This window comes from Paenibacillus oryzisoli (genome assembly GCF_050467285.1).
GTDB classification, from domain to species: Bacteria; Bacillota; Bacilli; order Paenibacillales; family NBRC-103111; genus Paenibacillus_E; species Paenibacillus_E oryzisoli_A.
Window position 1 is genome coordinate 126244 of sequence record NZ_JBCMUN010000009.1, and the last position, 25571, is coordinate 151814.

At 54.3% G+C, this 25571-nt stretch carries 21 protein-coding genes; 20 read left to right on the forward strand and 1 reads right to left on the reverse strand.

Translation table 11 applies throughout. The features are described 5' to 3' along the window. The first annotated feature begins 77 nt into the window (after positions 1–77). The 19 genes from ABE504_RS15920 (at position 78) to ABE504_RS16010 (ending at position 22699) form a co-directional block, all read left to right on the forward strand. Positions 78–1061: an aldo/keto reductase gene (locus tag ABE504_RS15920; protein WP_430090349.1), complete on the forward strand. Its 984-nt coding sequence runs from the start codon at positions 78–80 to the stop codon at positions 1059–1061. 1 nt (position 1062) lies between these two features. Then, complete coding sequence (locus tag ABE504_RS15925; RefSeq protein WP_430090351.1) at positions 1063–1881, forward strand: class I SAM-dependent methyltransferase; 819 nt, start codon at positions 1063–1065, stop codon at positions 1879–1881. A 78-nt stretch (positions 1882–1959) separates the two neighbouring features. Continuing rightward, positions 1960–2289: an ArsR/SmtB family transcription factor gene (locus tag ABE504_RS15930; protein ID WP_430090354.1), complete on the forward strand. Its 330-nt coding sequence runs from the start codon at positions 1960–1962 to the stop codon at positions 2287–2289. Positions 2290–2437: 148 nt separating this feature from the next. Beyond that, entirely contained in the window at positions 2438–4042 is a 1605-nt protein-coding gene (locus ABE504_RS15935; RefSeq protein ID WP_430090356.1) for a SulP family inorganic anion transporter, read from the forward strand. A 29-nt stretch (positions 4043–4071) separates the two neighbouring features. After that, entirely contained in the window at positions 4072–5238 is a 1167-nt protein-coding gene (locus ABE504_RS15940; protein WP_430090359.1) for an MFS transporter, read from the forward strand. Positions 5239–5386: 148 nt separating this feature from the next. Then, positions 5387–6841 carry a sulfatase-like hydrolase/transferase gene (locus ABE504_RS15945; protein WP_430090362.1) on the forward strand — a complete coding sequence of 485 codons (1455 nt, stop codon included), beginning with the start codon at positions 5387–5389 and terminating at the stop codon, positions 6839–6841. An 80-nt stretch (positions 6842–6921) separates the two neighbouring features. Next, on the forward strand, positions 6922–7428 hold the full coding sequence (locus ABE504_RS15950; RefSeq protein WP_430090364.1) for an N-acetyltransferase family protein: 507 nt from the start codon (positions 6922–6924) through the stop codon (positions 7426–7428). Positions 7429–7489: 61 nt separating this feature from the next. Continuing rightward, positions 7490–8035, forward strand: coding sequence for a DUF6886 family protein (locus ABE504_RS15955; RefSeq protein WP_430090367.1), 546 nt, complete (start codon positions 7490–7492; stop codon positions 8033–8035). Between the two features lie 15 nt (positions 8036–8050). Next, entirely contained in the window at positions 8051–8623 is a 573-nt protein-coding gene (locus ABE504_RS15960; protein ID WP_430090370.1) for a GNAT family N-acetyltransferase, read from the forward strand. A gap of 129 nt (positions 8624–8752) precedes the next feature. Next, on the forward strand, positions 8753–9664 hold the full coding sequence (locus ABE504_RS15965; RefSeq protein ID WP_430090372.1) for a polysaccharide deacetylase family protein: 912 nt from the start codon (positions 8753–8755) through the stop codon (positions 9662–9664). Between the two features lie 32 nt (positions 9665–9696). Continuing rightward, positions 9697–10470 (forward strand): hydroxypyruvate isomerase family protein, encoded by a 774-nt coding sequence (locus ABE504_RS15970; protein WP_430090375.1) that lies wholly within the window; start codon positions 9697–9699, stop codon positions 10468–10470. Positions 10471–10863: 393 nt separating this feature from the next. Beyond that, the gene (locus ABE504_RS15975; RefSeq protein ID WP_430090378.1) at positions 10864–12462 is read left to right on the forward strand and encodes a sulfatase; all 1599 of its coding nucleotides are present in this window, start codon (positions 10864–10866) and stop codon (positions 12460–12462) included. A 27-nt stretch (positions 12463–12489) separates the two neighbouring features. Further along, positions 12490–13506, forward strand: coding sequence for a helix-turn-helix domain-containing protein (locus ABE504_RS15980; protein WP_430090381.1), 1017 nt, complete (start codon positions 12490–12492; stop codon positions 13504–13506). Then, positions 13503–15365, forward strand: coding sequence for a sensor histidine kinase (locus ABE504_RS15985; RefSeq protein ID WP_430090384.1), 1863 nt, complete (start codon positions 13503–13505; stop codon positions 15363–15365). Before ABE504_RS15980 ends, ABE504_RS15985 begins: the two co-directional genes overlap by 4 nt. 90 nt (positions 15366–15455) lie before the next feature. Continuing rightward, entirely contained in the window at positions 15456–17012 is a 1557-nt protein-coding gene (locus ABE504_RS15990) for an extracellular solute-binding protein (RefSeq protein ID WP_430090386.1), read from the forward strand. A 117-nt stretch (positions 17013–17129) separates the two neighbouring features. Beyond that, positions 17130–18053 carry an ABC transporter permease gene (locus ABE504_RS15995; protein ID WP_430091349.1) on the forward strand — a complete coding sequence of 308 codons (924 nt, stop codon included), beginning with the start codon at positions 17130–17132 and terminating at the stop codon, positions 18051–18053. Between the two features lies 1 nt (position 18054). Next, on the forward strand, positions 18055–18924 hold the full coding sequence (locus ABE504_RS16000; protein ID WP_430090388.1) for a carbohydrate ABC transporter permease: 870 nt from the start codon (positions 18055–18057) through the stop codon (positions 18922–18924). A 25-nt stretch (positions 18925–18949) separates the two neighbouring features. Then, a complete protein-coding gene (locus ABE504_RS16005; RefSeq protein WP_430090391.1) occupies positions 18950–21088 on the forward strand; it encodes an ADP-ribosylglycohydrolase family protein in 2139 nt (712 codons plus the stop codon). A gap of 27 nt (positions 21089–21115) precedes the next feature. Beyond that, entirely contained in the window at positions 21116–22699 is a 1584-nt protein-coding gene (locus ABE504_RS16010) for a sulfatase-like hydrolase/transferase (protein ID WP_430090393.1), read from the forward strand. 734 nt (positions 22700–23433) lie between these two features. On the opposite strand, the gene ABE504_RS16015 is transcribed toward ABE504_RS16010, so the two are convergent. Further along, positions 23434–24012, reverse strand: a complete 579-nt coding sequence (locus tag ABE504_RS16015; RefSeq protein ID WP_430090396.1) for a TetR/AcrR family transcriptional regulator — start codon at positions 24010–24012, stop codon at positions 23434–23436. A 231-nt stretch (positions 24013–24243) separates the two neighbouring features. Between ABE504_RS16015 and ABE504_RS16020 the strand changes: the two genes are divergently transcribed. Then, positions 24244–25512 carry an MFS transporter gene (locus tag ABE504_RS16020; protein WP_430090398.1) on the forward strand — a complete coding sequence of 423 codons (1269 nt, stop codon included), beginning with the start codon at positions 24244–24246 and terminating at the stop codon, positions 25510–25512. The last annotated feature ends 59 nt before the right edge of the window (positions 25513–25571 follow it).

The following is a 25571-nucleotide window of genomic DNA, read 5'->3' on the forward strand; positions in this document are numbered from 1 at the left end:
CGCAAGACGTCAGAACTTGAAACCGGAGGCCAGTGTGTTTACACTGAATGAGTAGCGAACCCGAAGGAGGAGTCAATGTGAAATATCGTGAGCTGGGAGATACAGGTCTGAAGGTGAGTGAGGTTAGCTTCGGCACGTGGGCAATTGGCGGCAGCTGGGGCGTTTCGAGCGATGAGGAAGCGTTGCGAGGATTAGCGGCGGCGATGGAAGCCGGCGTGAATTTTTTCGATACGGCGGACGTGTATGGAAGCGGACATGCGGAGGAATTGCTGGCTCAGGCGACACGGGGCCGGGAAGACGATATTTATATTGCGACGAAATTTTGCCGGGCGGGAGATATTCACGATCCCGAGACATACTCGGAGCGTACAGTGCGCGCTTATTGCGAGAACAGTCTGAAACGGCTGAACCGCGAACGCATCGATCTGTATCAGATTCATTGTCCGCCGTTGGCAATTTTGCAGGATGGCGCCGTATTCGAAGTGCTGGACAAGCTGAAAGCGGAAGGCAAGATCCGCCATTACGGCGTCAGCGTCGAAACGGTGGAAGAGGGGCTGTTCTGCCTTGGCGTGCCTGGCGTGAAAGCGCTGCAAGTGATCTTCAACCTGTTCCGGCAAAAGCCTGCGGAAGAACTGTTCCCGCGCGCGAAAGCGAACGGAACGGGCATTCTTGTGCGGCTGCCGCTGGCGAGCGGGCTGCTCACGGGCAAATTCACGAAAGAGAGCACCTTTGCGTCTGACGATCATCGCCATTTTAACGCGAATGGCGAGCAGTTCAACGTCGGCGAGACGTTTGCCGGCTTGCCGTTTGCGAAGGGCGTGGAGCTGGCGGACCAGCTGCGCTGGATCGCCGAAGGTCGAGATAGCATGGCGAGCGCGTCCATGCGGTGGATTTTGGACAACCCGAACATTACGTGCGTCATCCCCGGCTTCAAAAGCGTTCAGCAAGTGGAAGCGAATCTACGGACACTGGAGGTTCCTAGCTTCTCGGACACAGAGCTGTCGCGTTTAAGTGAGTTCTATGAGGCGAACGTGAAGTCACATATTCGAGGTGCGTACTAGCATGCTGGAGCATATTCGCGAAAATAATGTGGAGCGCTTTATGGGCTTCGGCTCGCTGTATGACGAGAATCGGCCGCATGCGCCGAAGGAAGTGGTCGCTCTGCTGACTGCGTATCTAGGCCGGCGCCCGGAAACGGTCGTCGATGTCGGCTGCGGTACAGGACTGTCGACGTTTCTGTGGCTGGACGAGGCGGAACGTATCGTCGGCGTTGAGCCGAGCGATGACATGCGGGCGGTCTCGCTCGCGAAGTGGGAGGCCCTAGGCCGACCGGACAAGCTGCAATTCGTCAAACGGCTGTCGCATCAGCTTGAGCTGCCGGACGCTTCTGCGGACATTATCACGTGTTCCCAGTCGTTCCACTGGATGGAACCGCAAAGCACGCTGGCGGAGTTTGCGCGGGTGCTGCACCCCGGCGGCGTGTTTGCTGCGTATGACTACGACTGGCCGCCGGTCGCGGACGGCGAAATCGAGCTGCAGTACGACCTCTTGACCGCCAAGGCCGACGCAATCGGCAAAAAACTAGCCCCGGAAGAGCAGCACGCTCACCGCTGGAATAAATTCGAGCACCTGCAGCAGATTCGGAATTCGGGCTTGTTCCGCTATTCGCGCGAGCTCGTGTTCCACCAGTGGGAAATGTGCAGCGCGGAACGTTTTGCAGGCTTTGCGCTTAGTCAAGGCGGTTTTCAAACTGCACTAAAGCAAGGCGCTTCGGAGCTGCAGCCGGAAGTGGACGCATTCCGCGAGCTGGTCGCCCGGAAATTCGAAGGCGGGGAGAAGCCAGTGCTGTTCGGGTACCGCATGCGGCTCGGCGTCATGTAAACGCAAAACTGCACGTGGATGGGCGCAGATGTGGTATGATAGTCTTTAACGAATGTTGCTGTTAAGGGGAGTAAGGAAATGAATAACAGTATTCAGCAGTTTAAGGCTGATTTTTTCAAAGCGCTCGCCCATCCCATGCGGATCCGAATTCTTGAACTGCTATGCGAAGGCGATAAGAACGTGAATGAAATTCAGAGCATTCTGGGCTCGGAAGGTTCGGCGGTATCGCAGCAGTTGGCGGTGCTGCGCAGCAAAAATGTCGTCACCGGCGTCAAAGATGGCACTTCGGTCATCTACTCGCTGCGCGATCCGCTGATTAAAGAGTTGCTGGCGGTGGCGAAGCAAATTTTTGACAATCATTTGGTGGATGCGATTTCGCTGCTTGAAGTGATTCGGAATGAGTCTTAAATCAAAACAAGGTCCTGTACAAGTTAAGCAGGGGTACCTTGTTTTTTTCGTTATATGCGTTTTTAACCATTTGACAACACACATACACGGGAGTAACATCTCATATATATTCAAATAATCAAATATATGAAGAAAAGAAGGTTAGCAGATGAAAGGGAAAGGTAGATTTGCAGGGTACAATGCCGCCGCTTTTCGAAAGGACGCCGTTTCCGGTTTGATTGTCGGGATCATTGCCATTCCGCTGGGGATGGCTTTTGCTATTGCGACGGGGGTTAAGCCCGAGTATGGCCTCTATACGACGATTATCGCGGGCATTTGTATTTCGTTATTCGGCGGCTCCAAGTATCAGATCGGGGGGCCGACCGGCGCCTTTATTCCGATTTTGTTCGCGATTGTCTTGCAATATGGCTACGAAAATCTATTGATTGCCGGCTTTATGGCCGGCGTTATTCTCGTTCTCATGGGCCTCTGCAAGCTGGGCACCTTGATAACCTATATTCCCCGCCCTGTTACGATCGGGTTTACCGCCGGCATTGCCGTCATTATTTTCAGCGGGCAAATTGCCAATTTTCTTGGCTTGAGCGGGCTTGAAAAGCACGAGGATTTCGTGCCCAATATGAAGGAAATTGCGCTGCATCTCACGACGACGAACGGGTATAGCGTGGCGACGGCCATGATCTGCTTAGCGGTTATGCTGATTGTCCCCAGAGTGCTGCCGAAAGTGCCGGCCTCGCTCATCGGGCTGGTGGTGTCCAGCGCGATTGCCGCTTTCTTTTTTGATGGGAAGGTGGCGACGATCGGTTCGTCCTTTGGCGATATACCGAGTATGCTGCCGCAGCTGCACGTGCCCGCCATCACCTGGGATCGGATCACAACCTTGATGCATCCGGCCTTGGTCATCGCGATGCTGGGCTCGATCGAATCTTTGCTGTCCGCGGTGGTCGCCGACGGCATGACGCGCACCCGCCACAACAGCAACCGCGAATTAATCGGCCAAGGAATCGCCAATATGATCACGCCGCTCTTTGGCGGCATTCCAGCTACAGGGGCCATCGCGCGAACGGCAACGAATATTAAAAATGGCGCGGTTTCGCCAATGTCTGGTATAATGCATGGAGTTGTTGTATTTCTGGTGCTCCTGTTGTTTGCTCCTTTCGCCTCGCGAATTCCGCTGGCCAGTATGGCGCCGGTGCTGATGTTGGTTGCCTGGAATATGAGCGAGCGCAAAGCGTTCGTGCATATGCTGAAGACCAAATCGTCGGACGTTGTCATTCTGCTCATCACGTTCCTGTTGACGGTGTTTACGACGGTGACGACGGCGGTCGAGATCGGCCTTTTGCTGACGGTCGTTCTGTTCGCCAAACGCATGCGCGACAGTGTCAAAACGCATGTCGTGCAGGAAGGGCAGAGTTTGTCGCAACTCGGCATGGTTGCCATTGAGGGGCCGTTCTTTTTCGGTTCGGCGCGTTCGGTGGAGAAATCAATCATGGACATGATTGCGCATCGCCCTAACGTGGTTTTACTTCAGATGGACAAAGTTCCCTTCATGGATCTTACCGGGGAATCCCATTTGTCCGCTGTGGTGAAGCATATTAAGACAAGCGGAGGCAAGGTGCTCATCACAGGCATGCAGCCGCAGCCGCTGGCGATCATACAAAGTACCGGTTTGCATGCGGCAATTGGGAGGGAGCACTTCTTCGAGCATCCGACGAAAGCGCTGGACAGTGTCATGCTTAGAGCAAATCCGTCTTAAGGGTCTAGCGTAGAAAGGATTACAAAGGAATGTCGACAAGGCTCGCAGCATTTTTTCTGTTTTACGCGGTCATTTATATGGGTAATGCCGTTTACGGCACCTTTCTGCCTGTGTATCTGAGTCATGAGCAGTTCTCGCAGGAACAAATCGGTGTCATGCTCAGTTTAGGCCCTTTGGTTGCCATGATCGGCCAACCGATCTGGGGTGCGTTCGGGGATAAGGCCCGCACCAAAAACATTGTCCTAATGGTTCTGCTGATCGGGAGCGGGGCATCGATCCTTTTTTTCCCATTGTCGAACACTTTTCTGTTTTTATTGCTGATGATTTGCGTGTTCACGTTTTTCCAGACCTCGATCTTTGCGCTTAGCGATGCGATTACGCTGGAAGAACTGGATCGGCATCCGAAAGTCAGCTTCGGCTGGATTCGGCTCGGAGGGACGATTGGCTTCGCCATTATGTCGCTCGTGTTCGGTCATATCGCCAAAGATTATATCGGCTCGATGTTTCCGGTATATGCGGGGACGATGGTGGTTGCTTTGCTGCTGTTGTGGCAGTTTCCGTCGGCGGCCGGACGCCAGGCCAATGCGCTGGGCGGCAAGTTCCGTGAGCTGTTCACGAACAAGAAATTTATGTTTTACATGAGTCTAAATTTTATCGTTCAGATTACGTTAGGCTATTATTATGCATTTTTCCCCATTTACTTCAAAGAGGTCGGGGGCGACAGCTCGCTGCTCGGTTGGTCGATGGTTATTTCATCGCTTAGCGAACTGCCGTTCTTATTATTCTCCGGCTGGATTTTCAAGCGGGTATCGATGTCCATGATTCTGCTCGTCGCGGCATTCGCTTCGGCCGTTCGTTGGTTTCTATTTTCACAATTTGAAAATCCGTACTGGATGCTGCCGGTGCAGGCACTGCACGGTGTTATCTTTATCGTTCTGGCGGTGACGATGGCGACGTTCATCAACCGCGAAGTGCCGTCGTCCTGGAAAGCCAGCGGCCAGACGCTGAATGGGCTGCTGAGCCTGGGCGCGGCGCGCATTATCGGCAGCTTCCTCGGAGGGATTCTGAGCGCGGCGTACGGCATGCGTCAAGTGTTCCTCTACAGCTCCTGGGTGTCGATGGGCAGCGTCGCTCTGTTCGGTCTGCTGCTGATCTGGCAGCGGAAGCGGGGAGTAGGGGCCGCGTCGGCCGAGTAGGTCATGATATGGAGAGCAACCCACGTAAGTGGGTTGTTTTTGTGCCAAAATTGAACGAAATCTGGAATTTGTGGCATTACGCGGAAGAGCATCGCTCGGCTATACTGGTAAGAAAGCGCTTTATAGGCGAGAGAAAGGGGACATTCCGATGTCAAAACGACCTAACATTTTATTGGTGACGACGGACCAGCAGCGCGCGGATTGTTTAGGGATTTCCGATTCTCGGCATCCGGTGATGACGCCGCATCTGGATCAATTAGCGAGCGAAGGCGTTCGCTTTACTCGCGCATATTCGGACTGCCCGTTGTGTATCCCATCGCGCACGACGATCATGACCGGCAAGGCCGCTTATACACACGGCGTCGCGACTAACGGCGAGTACCTCATTCCCGAAGCGCCGGAGCTCACCTTGCCAGGCAGGCTGAGGCATGCAGGTTATCAGACGCATGCCGCCGGAAAAATGCATTTCATCCCGCCCCGCAATCGGAACGGCTTCGAGCGGATGCGGCTTGTGCCCGAGGATTACGTCAATTTCCTCGAAACGACGGATTATCGCGGCCTGTACCGGGGGCACGGACTCGGCGGAAACGAGGTGTACCCCACTTTCAGTGCGGTGCCGACCAGGTACAGCGCAACGCATTGGACGGTGAATGAGTCCATAGAGTTTCTCCGGCAGCGGGACACAGAGACGCCCTTCTTCATGTGGACGAGCTTTGAAGCGCCGCACCCGCCGTACGACCCGCCCGAATCCTATGTCCGGCTCTACGATGGCGTAGACATCCCGCAGCCGGCAATGGCGGAGTGGGCGGAGGAGGAGCAGCTTCCAACCTGGGTTCGCTACCGGCGTAGAAGCCATAAATTGGACCATCTCCCGCAGCATGTTATTGCGCTGGCCAGAAAGCATTATTACGCGCAGATCACGCATATCGACTATGAGCTGGGACGTTTATTCGGCGAGATGAAAAGCCAGGGCATCTGGAACGATACGCTTGTGATTTTTACATCCGATCATGGGGAGATGCTTGGGGATCACGGTTTGTTCCATAAAACATGTTTCTATGAGTCGTCCGCGAATGTACCGTTTCTACTCAAGCCGCCACTGGGTGCGGAAGGGAGCTTAACGCCTTCTACGGTGATCAGCACGCCGATCGCGCTGGCCGATATTTATCCGACTGCGCTTCATTATGCGGATCTGCTTGATCCATCCGATGGCGCACGGGACGGGCGGAGTTTGTTGGATCTTCATAATCTGGAGCGGGAACGTCCATGGCTCTATGGCTTTATGAATGAATGGGACGGGTTATACATGATAACCAACGGCGAATGGAAATACGTGTATTACGTTCTCGGCGGAAACGAACAATTGTTCTATCTGCCGGATGATCCGGCGGAGTGCCGAAGCATGCTGGAAACGCCGGAGGGCAGACTGCAGCTTCCTCTAATGCGAAGGCTGCTCGCTGAACGTTTTCCGAATCTGCTTGCCTCAGGCTGCGGGGAAGCGGCTGCGTTCATACGGGTAGAGGCGGAAGTGCCTGCGGAGCAGTTGACGGTGTCGAACCCTTTTGCCTGGCGAGGCCCTATCCGGTACGGCGGGCATTGGTAGCGTCCGCTATTTTGTATGAAGAAAAAGGAAAATGGCTGTTCGAAGCGAAAAAGGAAGGAGACAGGAGGTCGTTTCGAGAGATGGAGATTCGCAAGATTACGAAACAGGATGCCGCTCCGTTCTGGCAGTTGCGTCTGGAGGGGCTGCAGCAGAGTCCGATCTCGTTCTCGTCTTCGCACGAGGAGGCGATGCTGCTCTCGCATGAGCAAGTGCTGAAACGGATTAATGAGGCTGATGACAACTATATTCTCGGTTGTTTTGACGAAGCTGGAGAGCTTGTCGGCATGGCGGGCTTTATGCGGGAAACGAGTCTTAAGCTGAAGCATAAAGGGTTCATCTGGGGCGTCTATGTCACGCAGAATGCTCGCAAACAAGGGATCGGCCGCAGGCTGATGGAGGAAATCATTCGTCAGGCGAAAGAGCTGCCGGAGCTCATGCAAATCTGTCTCAGTGTGACGTCGAGCAATTTGCCGGCGAAGCGCATGTACGAAACGCTTGGGTTCGTGACATATGGCGTCGAGAAGAACGCGTTATTTGTGGACGGCGTATTGTGGGACGAGGATTTGATGGCTTTACAGTTGGTATAAATCGACAACGAACCGCGCGCAAGCGTGGTTTTTGTCGTCGATGCGAAAGGAGCACTGAGCGATGAAGCTGTACCATTTTAGCGAGGAACCGGATATTGCGATTTTTCATCCCCGCGTTAAAGCCAACAGGCAGGACATGCCGCCGGTCGTGTGGGCGATTGACGAGACGCATGCGTTTACGTTTTATTTTCCGCGGAATTGCCCGAGAATTGTTTATCATCGCACACTGGACATGACCGAGGCACAGGTACAGACTTTTTTCGGCGGCACCTCGTCGAATACAGTAATCACGGTGGAGACGCGTTGGTACGAAGCGATTCAGCGCATGACGATGTACCGGTACGAGCTGCCGCCTGCGTCATTTCGCTTATTTGATAGGGATGCGGGGTATTACATTTCGGAAGAAACGGTCGAGCCGCTGGAGGTCACGGCGATCCCCAATCTGCTCGGCGAGTTGATGGAGCTCGGTATCGATGTTCGCTTTACCCCGGACTTGCATCCGCTGAGAGACGCGATTCTGCAGTCGGGCATCCCGGATTTCGGCATTCATCGGTTTATTTTTGCCGGGGCGTCACAAGCTAAGAACAGTGCCGAGCAACATCCCTAGGAAGGAGTGATCCCATTGTCCATAACGTTTCAAACGACCCATGAATGGCAAGAGGCGCGCTGGAATCAAGCGGAGGCCGTGTATAACGAAGCGTTCCCGGAAGCGGGACGCAAAAGCCGCGCCATCGTGCAGCGCATGTTTGAGCGAGGCATCGCGATGCTGCATACGTGGCATGAGGATGAAGACGTTGTCGCGATGGCATTGTCCTCCGTCAATATGCAGGCGAAAGTCCTCGTCCTTGACTATATCGCCGTTCGACAGGATCACCGGGGACAGGGGCTGGGGCGTCGATGCATCGCAGACATTCGGGCGTGGGCATCGTTGGAAGCGGGCTGCAAAGCGATCGTGATCGAAGTCGAAGCCGAGGAAACACCAGTGAATCAGGAACGGATCCAGTTCTGGCAGCGCATCGGGTTTCATCTGACGGCTTATGTGCATCCCTACATCTGGGTACCGGAAACATACCGCGCGATGTACCTGAATTTGGACGAAGACGAGCTGCTGAAGGACGATGGCAAGAAGCTGTTCAAGTACATCACGAACTACCATGAGCGGGCGTATCGCGGGAAGCTATCGGTTTCCAAATAGCCCAATCAGCCACGGAAGGCAGGGCATCCAGCGCGGGTGCACTGCCTTTGTTCTAGAAAAGAGGAATTCTCGAGGCCGTAGAGAACTTTTGTAGCATGAAGGACTACTGGCGTGGGGGATGATCGTCCGATGAAATCGATTTTTATGACTATGATGCTCCTGATGGGGGGCTGGACACACGCAAATGAGCAAGGTGCGCAGCAGGGAAATCCACTTGATACGGTTTGTTCCACCAAAAATGTAAGCGCATCCACAAAGCCTCCGATTGACACCACAACGATTCACTACAAGAACAAAGCACTGGTTCTGACGTATCACCATCTGGACGAACAAGAGTCTTTCATCACCATCACGCCGGTTAAGTTCAAACAGCATCTTCAAGCGTTAAAAGAAAATCATTACAACGTCGTGTCGGTTGAAGACTACGCCTGCTTTCGAGCGAAACGCAAGATGCTGCCGCCTAACGCGGTTGTCATCACATTTGATGACGGCTACCGCTCCTTCTATGAAAAAGCGTACCCGCTTCTGAAGCAGATGGGTTATCCGGCGACAAATTTCGTCATTGTCAGCGACGTCGATTCGGACTATCCGTCTCTGCCTTTTCTCACCTGGAATCAAATTCGGGAAATGAAGCGCGACGGGTACAGCTTCTACTCGCATACGTACAATCTCCATCAAAAAAGAAAAGATGAAACGGGCAATGGGATTCCACCGCTGCCGAACCGCGTGTTCCTGCCAAAGGAACAGCGGATGGAAATAGACGTCGAGCGCAAGCAGCGCGTCAGAAATGACTTGCTTCGAGGCGAAGCGTATCTGAAAACGAAGCTCGACAACAAGCTGTCGTTGCTATGCTTTCCGATGGGCGAATATAACCAGACAGTGGTCGAGGAGGCAAAGCCGCTTGGATTTTCGTTGTTTTTTACGACAAAAGAAGGTATAAACAATGGTAGCAGTATGGAAGTGAGCCGCGTGAGCGCAGGAATGCCTTACGTGTCAGGCGATGTCCTGATGAAGAAGCTGGCGCAATATGACCAGAAATAACCGAAATTGGAATCGTTGAAGGAGGGGCAGCTATGAAGTTTTCACCGTCGCTTGCCGCCGTGTTTCGTGGAGCAGGACGGACCACGCGGGAAAATATCCGGTTGGTGAGGGAAGCGGGTTATACCAGCTTTGAGTTCTGGAGTTGGTGGAACGAGGATTTGGACGAGGTTGAGCAGGTGATGAAGGAAAGCGGCATGACGCTTGGTTCTACCTGTACGAAAATGGTATCCCTGACCGATCGTTCGCAGCGTGAGAACTATTTGGCGGGGCTTCGCGAAAGCATTAATGTGGCGAACCGGCTGAATTGCAAGTATTTGATTTCGCAGACGGGGAGCGAGCTCGCCGGCGTATCCAGAGCGGAGCAGGCTGCTTCGCTAATCGAAGGACTGCAGGCTGCGGCCGCGATTTTGGAAGGAACGGACATCACGCTCGTGATTGAGCCGCTGAATACCCGCGTGGACCACAAAGGCTATTTTCTGGCACGCTCGGATGAAGCGTTTGAGATCATCCGGCAGGTGGGGAGTCCACAGGTGAAGGTGCTGTTCGACGTCTATCACCAGCAGATTACCGAAGGCGATGTGATTCGGAACTTCACTGCGAACATCGCCGACATCGGGTATTTTCATATCGCAGACAACCCGGGACGCCATGAGATCGGCACAGGCGAGATCAACTACGATAATGTGTTGAAGGCGATTCATGAGACGGGGTACACCGGCTTTGTCGGGCTGGAGTACATGCCGAAAGCGGATGCCGTCCAGACGCTGCAGCAGTTCAGGGAGCGGTACGCGCGCTTCTGGGACTAAATAAAAGTGAGCAGAATCCCGTTGGACCTGAAAAGGTTCGGCGGGATTTTTTTGCGGTGAGTGTTGGCGGATTTAGGCTGGGAGCGGGGAGACGTACCTGTAGAAAGTGCAGGTAATTGGAAGGAAATTAGCCATTATCGCCAATTTCCTACAAAAATCGAAATCAACTGTACAAAGGTGAAAGGTAGGGGACGGGGTGGTGAAGAAGAGGAAAAAGCGAGGGAGGGGAGCACGATATCCAGAATAGGCGGAAATAAAATTCAATTGACCCGCGTTTAGCCTCTATGTTAATTTAATTCTTAATCTTACGTGAACGGCAAGTGTGCCCTTGCTATCCGGCGTGAGAACTCGTTCGTGTTCAGCGTGATCATGTGCTATGATTGCAGATTTACCATGCAAACGCTTTCTCATTGGAATCACCACAATTTGAAGGGAGGGGCGCAGGCATGCGGCCATTTCCTTTGCTTTGCCTGGCATCGGCAGCCTGCGCAAATTGCCATGAAAGCTATTATGCTGATGTTCGACTCGCTCAATCGCCACATGCTGCCGCCGTACGGCGGCTGGATTCACACGCCGAATTTTCAACGACTCGCCGAGCGCAGCGTCGTGTTCGACACGTGCTTTGTCGGCAGCATGCCATGCATGCCGGCTAGACGGGAGCTGCACACGGGCAGATACAATTTCCTGCACCGCAGCTGGGGCCCGCTGGAACCGTTCGACGATTCCATGCCTGAACTTTTAAAGCAGAACGGCATCTATACGCATCTCGTCACCGACCATCAGCATTACTGGGAGGATGGTGGCGCAACCTATCATAACCGGTACAGTACGTATGAATTTGTCCGCGGGCAAGAAGGCGATCCTTGGAAAGGTGAGATCCGCGATCCCGAGAAGCCAGACTATATGGGCGGGCATACGACGGGGCTCGGCGGCCATAGCGCAGGTCGCATGGTGACGCAGGACTGGATTAACCGCAAGTATATCAAGGATTTGCCTGAATTCCCGCAAGCGGTGACATTCGAGCTGGGCGAAGCGTTCATCCGAACCAACGCCCAGGAGGACAACTGGTTCCTGCAAGTGGAGACGTTCGACCCGCATGAACCGTTTTTTGCGCACGAAGCGTTCCGCAATATGTACCCGCATGCGTACGAGGGCAAGCATTTTGACTGGCCGCCTTACCGCCGCATTCAGGAAACGCCTGAGCAAGTGGAGCACTGCCGGTTCGAGTACGCCGCGCTTGTCAGTATGTGCGATTACCATTTGGGCAAAATCCTCGATCTGATGGATGAGCTGGATCTGTGGAAAGATACGATGCTCATCGTCAACTCGGATCACGGGTTTCTGCTCGGCGAGCATGACTGGTGGGCGAAGAACATTCAGCCTTTCTACAATGAAATTGCCAGGCCGCCGCTTTTCATCTGGGACCCGCGCAGCGGCAAAGTCGGTGAACGCCGGGACAGCCTCGTGCAAATGATCGATATGGCGCCGACGCTGCTCGATTATTTTGGCGTACGGATTCCGCCCGACATGCAGGGGCAGCCGCTCCGCGAAACGATCGCCGAAGATGCGCCGGTGCGGCAAGCGGCCCTGTTCGGCATCCACGGCGGGCATATTAACTGTACGGACGGCCGGTACGTGTACATGAAGGCGCCGGTTTCTAAAGCGAACGGCCCGATCTATAACTACACGCTGATGCCGTCACACATGCGGTGTTTGTTCAGTGTGAAAGAGCTTCAGAGCTTCACACTCGCGGAGCCGTTTTCGTTCACGAAAGGGCTGCAGACGATGAAGATTAACGCGAACCCGCATAACGACTTGCATCAGTTCGGCAACCTGCTGTTTGATGGGCAGGAGGATCCGAGCCAGCAGCATCCGCTGCAGGACGAGCAGCTCGAAGCGCGGATGACCGAGCTGATGCTTGGCCTGATGCAGGCGCATGACGCGCCGCCCGAGCAGTACGAGCGGGTCGGATTGAAGCGGCCGCAAGGGTAATCTGCAAACAGAAAGGATGCGAAGTGCATGAGCAGGATTGAAGTTGTCATCGCGGAAGATGAACTGTGGATTCGCAGCATGATCGGTGAAATGGTGGAGAAGCTCGGGCCGGAATTCCATGTTGTCTGCGAAGTGGGGAACGGCGAGGACGCCTGGAGCTACATCGTGGAGAGCTGGCCCTCCATCGTCATTACAGACATTATGATGCCGCGCAAAAATGGGCTGTGGCTGGCGGAGCAGATCGCGATGCAGGAGCTGCCGATCATTACAATCATCGTCAGCGGGTACGACAATTTTCAGTATGCGAAGCAAGCCATGCGCTTTGGCATCTCGGAATACGTGCTCAAGCCGGTGAACGAGGAAGAGCTGCACGACGCGCTTCGGCGCTCCGTGCAGCGGCTCGCTGGCCTATCGGACACCCGGCAGACGATTGCACGCATCCAGAAGTTCGCGGAGACGCTGCCCGACCTCGCGCAGACTGAGGTGCAGCAGGCAATTGACCATGTCGTCAACGAGACGTACCGACTCAAAGTGCCCGGACATGTCCGAAGCAAGCTGCTGGACGCCTTATCCAATCAAATCAATGCATTCCTGCACGGCATTGACAGCGGTTATTCTCCGCGTCCGCTGGAAGCGGGAACGGAAGCCGAGGTGCGGCGGCATTTTCAGGGGTTGATTACAACCTGGATCGACCTCTATCCTCAATACGCCAATCAGCATGTCCGAATGGCGATCCGCAAGGTGTGCGAGCATCTCGACGCACATTACGCCGAGACGTATTCGCTGCCGGAAGCGGCGGAGATGGCGCATCTCAGCGTGTCGCATTTTTCATCGCTTTTCAAGAAATCGACAGGGCTTACGTATTTGAATTATGTGAATCAGTTAAGAATAGAGAAAGCCAAGGAGGAGCTGCTGGCGTCGGAAGTTAAAATTTACGAAGTAGCTGCTGCCGTCGGCTTCGCCTCCTTGCCGTATTTTAACCGCATCTTCAAGCAACTGACAGGCGTGACCCCGCAAGAATACAGAAAGAGGCTGGGCATATGAATTCCATCAAACTTCCGCCTTATGTCAAACGGCTCTCCATCCGCTCCAAAATGGTGTTAACGTTTCTGAGCGTCAGTATCGCCTCCGTGCTGCTACTGGCGTTTTTTTCGCATTATTATTACAGCCGCGCGATTAAAAAGGACTTTTTCAATATTTCAAATGAAGCCACGAACCGGCTCAATTATTTCCTGGATTATTACTTTAAGGAGTTTCAACGTTCCTCTTCCTCGCTGATCGAGAGCGACAAAGTGCAGGACTGGCTTGACGATCGGGAGGGGGAACGCGCCGACGTGGAAGACATCGAGCGGGAGCTTCGCCGCTATGTCGCGCTCAACTTTCCCGAGATTCAGAATATGTTTCTCGTCTCTCGTACCAAAGACGTCGTCTCCATCCGGCAATCGTACGTCGCCAATAACGATTACTCGTCCGAGCCGTGGTTCGGCCAGCCGCTGATGGGCAAGCGGTCGATGATTCCGACGCATCTGGCGGACTATCCCGGCAGCGTGGGGGAAGGTGTCCTGTCGATTGTACTGCCGATTTTCAGTGTGGAGTCGACGGGGCTGATCGGCAATCTGGTGATCGACATCAACCTGACGGAGATTCATCAAGCGTTCAGCCGTTCCAAGCTCGGAGAGACGGGCGATTTCTTCATTTTGTCTGATTACGACACGATCGTGTACCACGCGAATCATAGGTGGAACGGTCTGTCCCGCTCGCAGACGGATTTGAAGGAGCTGAGCCTGCCCGAGAATGAAGGCGCGACGATTCAACGTTTTCAAGGCAAAGACTATTTGATCGCCCCCGTGGTGTCCGCAAGCACGCATTGGAAAATTGTAGCGATGGTGCCTTACGAGGAGATGGCCGGAGAACTACGGCTCGCGACCAACTCTTTGCTGGCCATTCTCGGCTTTATCGCGATTTTCATCCTGATTGCTGTGCCTTTGCTGTCCGCCAGATTCGTGAAGCCGATCGTGACGCTCAAAAATGTGATGCGCCGCGTCGCCGGCGGCGATTTAAGCATCCGTGCGGAGCTGGTGCCGGGGCAGGACGAGTTCCAGCAGCTCAATCACAGCTTCAACATCATGGTGAGCCGGCTGGAAGATCTGTTCGAATCGAACATTACTCTGAGTGTGAGGGATGTGCAGTCGCAGCTGCACCAGAAAGAGGCGCTGATCAAAGCGCTGCAAAATCAGATCAATCCGCATCTGCTGTACAACTCGCTCGGCATTATCAAGAGCATGGCCTATTTTGAGCAAATGCCGATGATTGAGCAGATGGCCGGCAACCTCGCCGACGTCTATCGGTACACCGCGCGGTACAGCGGTCTCGAGACGACGCTCAAGGAAGAGATTACGCATCTGCGCAAGTATTTGGAGATTATTCATATTCGTTTTCCGAGCGATTTTAACAGCCGGATTTATGTGAACGACAAATTCATGACGTGCTCCGTGGTCAAACTGATTTTACAACCGATCCTGGAAAATGCCGTCAAATACGCGATCGAGCCGATGGAAGGCAAAGGGACGATTATCGTCAGCGCCTACGATGAGAAGGACGATCTGATTCTGGAAATTACCGATACGGGGCCGGGGATCGACAGCGAGAAGCTGCAAGACATCGAAGAACGGCTGCAGCTGATTTCGGCCAATTACGTGGACAGCATTGACCACAGCGAGTCGCTCGGGATCACGAACGTGCATACGCGGCTCGTGCTCAGATACGGGCCAGGGTATGGCATCCGGCTCAATTCGTTCGAGGGCCGAGGTACGGTTGTCTCGATTCGTGTACCGTTTCGCCCCGATCCCAGCGTAAAATCTGTTCGGCTTGGCGATGCCGAACTTCGTAAGATCGATTCATAAATTGTAATTCTGGGTAAGGAAATCGTGCCGTCCATCCCCCTATAATTAGGGTATAGCACAGACATGCAGAATACGAAGGGGGAAACAGAATTGAAAAAGTGGCTTTCCATCTCGTTAAGCGTCCTTATCTCGTCAGGCGTTCTCGCCGGCTGTTCTTCGGACAATTCCAAGGACAATCCAGCGAGCTCTCCGTCCGGCACCGCTTCGGCAACGGCACAACCGACAGCGGCAGCCCAAGATGATATGAAGGAAAAGCTTGAACTTAACATCATGACCATCTCCTATGAGGGCGGCGGCTGGCCGGCGAACAATTCGATGATCGATTACTTGAACAAGAAGTTCAATATCGATCTCAAGTTCCAGTGGATTTCCCAAGACAATTACAAAGAAAAATTAAACGTGCTCGCCGCTTCCGGCGAATTTCCGGATTCGTTCCTGCTGCTCAAAGAGGACTTCCTGAAATGGCGGGACAAGGGCATTTTCCTGGATGTGAAGCCGCTGCTGGGCAAATATCCGAACCTGGCGAAAAATCTGGGCGGGGAAGAGCAGCTGCAGTTCATGAGTCCAAAAGGCAAATATTACAGCTTCCCGTATTACCAGATCGAAACGCAGACGTCCTTCGGCATCCGGAAAGATTGGCTGGATAAGCTGAGCCTGAAAATGCCGACGAACCTGGACGAATTCTATCAGGTATCGAAAGCATTCGCCACGCAAGATCCGGATGGCAACGGCAAAAACGATACGTACGGTTTCTCGGCGTCGCTCGTCGCAAATAAGACCGACTTCAAGCACGTCGATCCGATCAAAGCGGCGTTCGGCCTGGTGGGCAACTGGGGCCTTAAGGACGGCAAACTGATCTCCTGGCATACGCAAAACAAGGAATTGAAGGACTTTGCCGCCTACATGAATAAAGCATATACCGAAGGCGTGCTGGACAAAGATTTTGCCATCAACAAGGTCAAAGATCCGCAGGATAAATACGAAGCCGGCAAAGTCGGTATCGACGATGTCGTCCCGAACGTCTTCTACCAGACGCTCGTTCCGAATCTGAAGAAGATCGATCCGAAAGCGGAAACGGTGCAGCTGCTGCCGCCGAAAGGCCCGACAGGTCTGCAAGGCACGGCGACAAACGCGATCACGCAGCGGATCGTCATTAACGCGAAAATTGATGCGAAGAAGCAGGATCGTCTGCTGAAGCTGTTCGATTACCTGATGTCGGACGAGGGCAATACGCTTTCCAAGAACGGCATCGAAGGCACGCATTACAAGAAGAACGGCGATGCGTACGAGAAGCTCCCGGCGTTCGATCAGGACCGTCCGATGCTGATCTCCGCCTGGTATTTGCGCAGATTCGATCTCAATACGCAAATACGTCTCTGGGATGACAAGACGATGGTCGACAACGTCAACCTATGGTTCAAAAACAGCGAACCGTTCAAATGGCCAAATCTGGCGGCAGGACTTGAATCAGCGACAGATACGAAGAACGGCGTCACGATCGATCAGAAGTTTATGACAACCTTGATCAAAGTGATTATGGGCGAACAGCCGCTCGATGCCATTGACGCTGCGGTTGAGCAGTGGAAGAAGGACGGCGGCGATCAGATTACAAAGGAATACAATGACGCGTACCTGCAGTCCAAATAATAGCAAGGAATGCGGAGGCCTTGCAGCGTCAAGGCCTCTTCGTTATTGGCTCGGAGCTTATGGGAGGGGGAAAGCAAGATGAGAATCAGCAAAGAAGCGACATCGCCTGCGCCAAAGATGCTTCCCGAGGGTGCGAGAAGCCGCCGCCCGCTGCAGTGGAAACGCGGAATTCCGATGTATCTGATGATTTTGCCGGGATTTTTATTTTTCGTCATCTTCAAATACATTCCGATGGGTGGACTCGTGATCGCCTTTCAGGAATACGATCCGTTCGAAGGCTTCCTGCACAGCGCCTGGATCGGATTCGATAATTTTCAGCGGCTGTTCACCGATCCGGATTTCTGGACGCTGCTGCGCAATACGCTCATGTTAAGCGGACTGAACCTGTTCCTGTTTTTCCCGGCACCGATCTTGTTTGCCATTCTGCTGAATGAGGTCAGCAGAGCCTGGTTCCGCAGGACGGTGCAGACGATTATTTATTTGCCGCACTTTCTATCGTGGGTGATTGTGGTCAGCATTACCGTCGTCCTGTTCGCGACGCAGGAAGGCGGGATTAACAAATTGCTCGACAGCTGGGGATTCGCCCGGATTGAGCTGCTGACCAACGCCGATTACTTCCGCTTCCTCTATGTCAGTCAAAATATTTGGAAAGAGACCGGATGGAACGCGATCATTTTCCTGGCGGCGCTTGCAGCGGTCGATCCGACCCTGTATGAAGCTGCTGTCGTGGACGGCGCCAACCGTTGGAAGCAGGTATGGCACATCACGCTGCCGGCTTTGAAATCGACGATTGTCATTCTGTTTATTTTGCGGCTCGGTCAAGTGATGGAGCTCGGTTTCGAGCATGTGCTGCTGCTGCAAAATCCGGTAAACCTCGAGGTGGCCGATGTGTTCGACACATACGTGTACCGCAACGGGGTGCTGCAGGGCAATTTCAGCTATTCGACGGCTGTGGGCATTTTCAAATCGGCGATTGGTTTGGTCTTGATTCTGCTTGCCAACCGGATGGCCAAAGCTTTCGGACAGGAAGGGGTGTACTAGCATGAGAGCCTATGACGCGCGCGGTCGTGACCCGGTATTCAAAGTGGTGACGAACGGTTTGCTGGTGCTGAGCTTGATCGTGGTGCTGTTCCCGTTTCTGTATGTAGTGATGACGTCTTTCGCCCCAAGGGAAGAGATTTTGACGCGCGGCTTCTTCATCATCCCACATGATTTTACGCTGAATGCTTACGGTTTCTTGATGAGCAGCGTGCAATTTGTAACCGCATTCAAAAATGCCGTGACCATTACGGTGTTTGGGACGATCGTCAACATGATTTTGACTTCCCTGATGGCGTACGGGCTGTCCAAGACGTGGCTGAAAGGCCGCCGGGTGCTGAATTTCATGGTGCTGTTCACGATGCTGTTCAGCGGGGGTATCATTCCGACGTATCTCGTGGTCAAAAGCCTGCATCTTATTAACAGCTTCTGGTCGCTGTTCCTGACTGGCGCGATCGCGCCGTTTCATCTGATCGTGCTGCGCAGCTTTTTTCAGAACATCCCGCAGGAGCTGGAGGAATCGGCGCGCATCGACGGCTGCGGCGAGCTGCGCTTGTTCTGGCGGATCATTCTGCCGCTATCGCTGCCGGCGATCGCGACGTTCACGCTGTTTTATGCGGTGCAAAACTGGAACTCCTATTTCAATGCCGTGCTTTATTTGAACGACTCGGCCAAATGGCCCTTGCAAGTGTTCTTGCGTCAGATGATGAACGAAACGAACAACAGTTTGGAGAGCATGACGACGGAATTCCAGTACAGCCCGGCGGTCAAGATGGCGGCGATCGTGCTGACGGCGCTGCCGCTGCTGGCGGTGTATCCGTTTTTGCAGAAATATTTTAATAAAGGCATGCTGATGGGCTCTGTCAAGGGTTAAAACAGGTGAAAAGGTGGCGTACCGGATGGCAATTGGACATGATTATGTGGAGAAAGTATACGCGGGTTGGCTGGCGAAAGTGATCGGCGTCCGTCATGGCGGCCTGATCGAGAATTGGACATATGAGCGAATCGAACGTACGTTTGGAGAGATCACGGAGTACTTGCATGAATTTATCAACTTTGCGGCGGATGACGATACGAACGGGCCGATTTTCTTTCTGCGGGCGCTCGAGGACTACGTATGTTCACGCGAAATTACAGATGAGCAAATGGGGCTCACCTGGCTGAACTATGCGCCGGACGGGCACGGCTTCTACTGGTGGGGCGGCTACGGCAAATCCACGGAGCATACGGCCTACATGAATTTGAAAAATGGGATCATGGCGCCAAGATCGGGTTCCATCGCGCAAAATGGCGTCGCCGTGGCCGAGCAGATCGGGGGGCAAATCTTCATCGATGTGTGGGGACTCGTCGCACCGGGCAATCCCGAGCTGGCAGCCCATCTCGCGGAGAAAATCGCGTCCGTCTCGCACGACGGCAACGGCAAGTACGGCGGCATGTTCATCGCCGCGTGCATTGCAGCGGCTTTCGAGGAGCAGGACATCGAGCGCATTATTGATATCGGGCTGAGCTACATTCCGAAGGACTGCGAATATGCTCAGGTGACGCGCGAAGTGATCCGCTTTTATCATGAGCATCCGTCGAACTGGCGCGACGCGTTCCACTATGTGAAGGAGCATTATGGCTACGACAAGTATCCGGGGCACTGCCATATTATCCCGAACTCGGCGGTGATGATTCTTTCGTTGCTGTACGGTGAAGGTGATTTCTCACGGACAATTAACATTTGCAACATGTGCGGCTGGGATACGGATTGCAACGTAGCGAATGTGGCGACGATTATGGGCGTTCGCGGAGGCATAGATTGCATGGATACGAAATGGCGCAAGCCGATCAACGATTTTCTGTGCTGTTCCAGTGTTATCGGGTCGCTGAATATCCTCGACATCCCGTGGTGCGCGACGTATATCGCGAAGCTGGGCTACCAGCTGGCGGGCGAGGAAGTGCCGGTGCGCTGGGCGGGGATTTTCGCAGATGAGCGGCTGTCGTATCATTTCGAGTATCCGGGCTCGACGCATGCGTTCCGGTTGGCGCATACGGATAACTTGCCAGTGACGGGTTATATCGACAATGAAGCGGGTGTTTCCGCGACGGGCAGCCGTTCGTTGAAGGTGCATTTCAACAATGTGCAGGGCGGTTGTGCGTATCGCATTTATCAGCAGACGTATTATCGGCCAGCGGATTTTAATGATAGTAGGTACGATCCGAGCTTCTCGCCGATTGTGTATCCGGGTCAGCGGGTTGAAGCGACGATTCAGCATCCGGGTCCGACCGAGCAGCGCGTGTCGGCGCGGCTGTATGTGTGGGACAGCAACGCGGAGGCATTTCATTACGGTGACTCGGTTCAGCTTGTTGCAGGTGAGTGGACGAAGCTGGTTTATGGGATTCCGTCGCTTTCCGGGGCATGCATCGAGCATGCAGGCATCGAGCTGATCCCGATGGACGGCAAAAACGCCAAAGGCCCAAGCCTCGTCTGCTATGTTGATCACGTCGCGTTCAGCGGGAAGCCGGCGTATGAGGTGGATTTTGCCAAGGAACGATTGGAAAAATGGAACGGTCTCCACGTCGAAGTCAGCCAGCTGACCTACTTGCGCGGCATCTGGACGCTGGAGGACGGCGAGCTGAGCGGCAGCTACTATGGAGAGCCTGCGGAGGCGTACACCGGTGCGCTGGACTGGCGCGACTATCAGTTTGAAACCGTCGTCGTGCCGAAGCTCGGCGAGCACCATCGCGTGAATTTCCGCGTGCAGGGTGGCATCCGCTCATATGCGGTCGGCTTTGCACCGGGAGGCAAGCTTGCGCTGTATAAGAATGATAATGGCTATACGAAGCTGGCCGAGGCCGATTCCGCTTGGGAATTGGATGCGCCGGCGGTGGTGGTGGTTAAGGCTGTGGGCAATCGTTTTGAGGTGGCTGTGGATGGAGAGGCGCTGCTCGATGTGGTGGACGACGATCGCCCTTACTTGACCGGCATGATCGGCTTCTCGAACAGTGAGGGCAGCCATACGCATTATCGGCGGTTTTCATTAACATCGCTGTAAATTTAAGCTGGGAAGGAGCTGGGCAACATGAGCAAACCGAATATCGTTGTCATTTGCAGTGATCAGCATCATCTCGCCATTACCGGCTACCGCGGGCATCCGTACATCGAGACGCCGAATCTCGATCAATTGGCGGCTGAGGGCACCCATTTTAGCAGTGCGTACAGCAATTGTCCGGTATGCACGCCGAGCCGCATGAGCTTCGTCACCGGCAAGTATCCGCACCAGATCGACAGCTGGTTTCTCGGCTGCCCGCTAGACCGCGAGGAAATGACGTGGGCGCGCAAGCTCGATCAGGCGGGCATTCCGACCGCGATGTTCGGGAAGATGGACTTTTGCGGGGATTATCAGGATGGCGGCTTTACGGAGTATAAAATCATCAAAAAACGCCCGGCATTCAAGCCGTATCCGCGCACGACGCCGCTGTATTCGCGGCTGGAAGGACATGTCCGCGTGGATAAGCGGAATCATATTATTAACGCCGGCGTTCGCGAAGACGTTGTAACCGATGGGGATACCGGGTATAACCGGGATCTCGGGTTTTACGACCATGATCGCGTCGTTACGGATTGGGCGATCGATTATTTGAAGCGGCGGGGCGCGGAAGCAGAGGGAGCGGGCGATGGTGACGGCGATGGCGATGGCGATGGCGATGGTCAGCCTTGGGCGATGTACGTCGGGCTGATGTTCCCGCATTGGCCGTATAAGGTGCCGCAGGCTTACTATGATAAGTATTTCCCGGATCGCGTCGTTCTGCCGCATGATGCGAAGTTCCCGAACGACGGGCTGCATCCGCAGGTGCGGAATATGCAAAATGCGCTCGGCCTCGGCGAAATTACCGAGGACCAGTTAAGGAACGTGATCGCGACGTACTACGGCATGATCACGGCGCTGGACGACAACATCGGCCGCATTATCGCCGAGCTCAAAGCGCAAAATCTGTACGATAACACGTATATCGTCTACATGTCAGACCACGGTGAGAACCTCGGCGAGCATGGGCTGTTTTACAAGCAGTGCAGCTACGAGGCGTCCGTCGGCGTGCCGCTGATCGTGAAGGGGCCGGGGTTGCCGGCCGGTCAGCGGATTGAACTGCCGGTGAGCCTCGTCGATCTGTATCCGACGCTGATGGATATTGCCGGGCTGGAGAAAGAGGCAGATCGCCCGGGCAACAGCTGGCTGCCGCTGATTCGCGGCGAGCAGCAGGAAGGGCGCGGGGCGTACGCGTTCTCCGAGTATCACGGCAATTTTTTCAAGCAGGACTGGTATATGCTTGTGGAGGACGGCTTCAAGTACACGTACTACGTCAACGACCGACCGTCGCTGTTTAACCTGCGTGAGGATCCGCAGGAGATGCACGATTTGGCGCAGGATGTGCAGTACGGCGAGCTGCTTGCCAAGTTCGAAGCGCAGCTGCGTGAGATCGTCGATCCCGAGGCGGTCTCGCTCCGCGCCAAAAGCCAGCTCGGCCTGATCGGGCCCAGCGGCGAGGACTATACGCTGACGATGACCGATCCGCAGTGCAAGGAACTGATCAAGCAGGGCGTGTTCGAAGATGAGCTGGAATTCCCGAAATGGGAGGGGCCTCCGGGCATCCTGATTAAAGAATGATCGCAAATCCGCTTTGGCCGATGGGCCGGGGCGGATTTTTTTGGGCTCGGCGAAGGCGCGCTGAGCTTGGCAGCGGAAAGATGATCTCGAGAGTGGAGCGTTACGGTCAGGAACTCCACAAAGTTGCCATCCTGCAAACGGCCGATCCTACGTGAATACCCCTTGCATATGTGTAACGGTTGCGATAGCGCCTATTACGAGAAAAACGCGCCATCCTAACTTGTAACGGTTACAGATGAGGCTATTCAGACTAAACTGCTCGAAAATCCGTGCAATTTCGGCGAATAAGCCCTGTGGCAACCGTTCGAGCGGAAAATCAAGCGTTTGGAGCTAAATAAGGCGCTGTGGTGAGACTGTCGATTAATTGTTTATACTTTGGGAATCTGCGAGAGAACACAAAATGTATACGAAAAATCATATATAATGTGCTGCATTCACATAAAATCAANNATTTTGAATATGTATTCGAAAAATCATATACATTCTCTGCGTGTGTCCGTTCACGGATAAAGCTGTCCACATTTATCGACAGTCTCGGGGTAACCGTTAGCCGGGGCAGCATCGCACTAGGAGGGCTGGCGGAAGTTAGCCGGGATACGTGGCAGCAGCGTAATGTGAGCACGCCGATGAAGCTGTCGCCCAGCATTGCTGCCGCCTTTCCAGATAATGAGCATCGTCACACCGCGATTCATCGACAAATAGCCTGGCCGATAAGCGGCCAGGCTATTACGATCTCACGCGCCAACTTCAGGCTCGATGCTCTTGAGCAGCAGACGGTTGAACTGCTGAATAACCTGCGGGTACATGTCGATGCCGAAGACGCGGCCGTATTGCATGGCGCCCTTGATCGATGAGAGGATGAGCGCCGCGAGGGCGGGGGCATTCTCGGACGGCAGGATCAGCTGCTCAAGCTTGCCGGCTTCCAAAATATCGGTCAGCGTCTGGAGTTCGAGCTGACATACTTCCTGCAGCTTCATCTGCAGGCCTTCCGGCAAGGAGGTGTAGTCGGCCTGCAGCGACGAAATCGGGCAAATCGCATGGCAGCCGAGACGGCTCGTGCGATAGGCGATAAATTCCTTGAGTTTGAAGTCCGCTGGCTCTGTGGATTGCGATGTACGCTGCAGGCTGCTTATAATGCGCGCAATGACCGCGGCGCCTAAGTCCTCCTTTTTCTCAAAATGGTAGTGAATGCTGGCTTTCGTGACACCTAGCTGCTTGGCCAGGTCGTCGTAGGAGATGGCGACATAGCCTTTGCTCCTCATCAACTGGAGCGTCAGTTCGACAATTTGGGCTTTACGGTTTTCTTTTTCCATACGTCTATTTTATACTGACCAGTAGGTAAGTGTCAATGCGGCGCGAATTGGGGAGAGGGACTGCTTGAATGGTGATCAAATCTGCATGGACGCGGTGACACTGATGGAATTTCGCTGCCTTTGATTGAAATTGACATCTTGACACTTACCTACTGGTAAGTTAATATGAGCAAATGACAGAGGATGACGGTTATATCCATCCATTAGAAAGAAAAGATAGGAGTTGGCGAGATGACGTCTACGTCCCCGCGTGTTTCCCGCTTGTATTACGGCTGGAAGATTGTACTCATTGTTTTTCTTACTTTAATTGTGTCTGCCGCCATCAGTTCGTTTCCCAGCGTGCTGATGCAATCGCTCGAACGTGAATTCGGCTGGCAGCGTGAGGCCATTTCCGGGGTCATCTCGGTGCGAATTCTTTTGTATGGTCTCATGGGGCCTTTCTCAGCGGCGATGCTGGCCAAATTCGGTGTTCGCCGCATGATGATTTGCGCGATCATCGTCATGCTGTTCAGCCTAGGGTTGACGCCGCTGATTCACTCCGTCTGGCAGCTCATGCTGCTGTGGGGCGTGCTTGGCGGACTCAGCACCGGGATGCTGGCCAACGTGCTCGGTGTGACGGTGGCGAATCGTTGGTTCGTGAAGCATAAAGGTTTTGTTATTGGGCTGCTCACGGCGAGCGCCGCGACCGGGCAGCTGCTGTTCTTGCCGCTGCTGGCCCAAATCACCGAAGACGCCGGCTGGCGCTATGCGGTGTTCGTGATTATGGGCGCGCTCGTTGTCTTGCTGCCGATTATTGCGATCTGGATGCGGAATCATCCATCCGACGTTGGTGCCGCAGCGCTGGGCACGGAAGAGGTTGTGAAGCCGGCGCCTTTTACCGGCAGCATATTGTTAACCCCGCTGAGAACGCTGCGTATGGCAACGCGCAGCGCGACGTTCTGGTTGCTCGCGGGCACGTTTTTCTTTTGCGGATTTTCCACAAACGGGCTGATCGGCACGCATCTGATCCCGGCTTGCGGCGATTACAACATTCCGGTCGTGACCGCCGCCGGCCTGCTGGCGATGATGGGCATGTTCGACCTCGTCGGCACGACGTTGTCCGGCTGGCTTTCCGACCGGTTCGACAGCCGCAAACTGCTGTTCTGGTACTATGGGCTGCGCGGCCTGTCGCTCATTTTTCTGCCGTATGCGCTGGGCGCAGGCTACGCGCAGTTGACCGTCTTCGCCGTGTTCTACGGACTGGACTGGATCGCGACTGTGCCGCCGACGGCGAAGCTCGCGTCCTCGGCGTTCGGGCCAGAGAAAGCCGGCATGGTGTTCGGCTGGATTGTCGTCATGCACCAGCTTGGCGCATCCCTGGCGGCGTACGGCGCAGGCTACGTGCGTGACCTGCTCGGCAGCTACACCGTGCCGTTCGTGACGGCCGGCTTCGTCTGTTTGCTCGCATCCGTATTCGCGTTGCGCATCCAGAAAAGCCGTCATCAGGCTGCGGGGGCGTAACCCTCCCAACCTTCATCCCATTAAGCGGATGAAGGTTTTTTTGCTGTACAAAGGTAAAT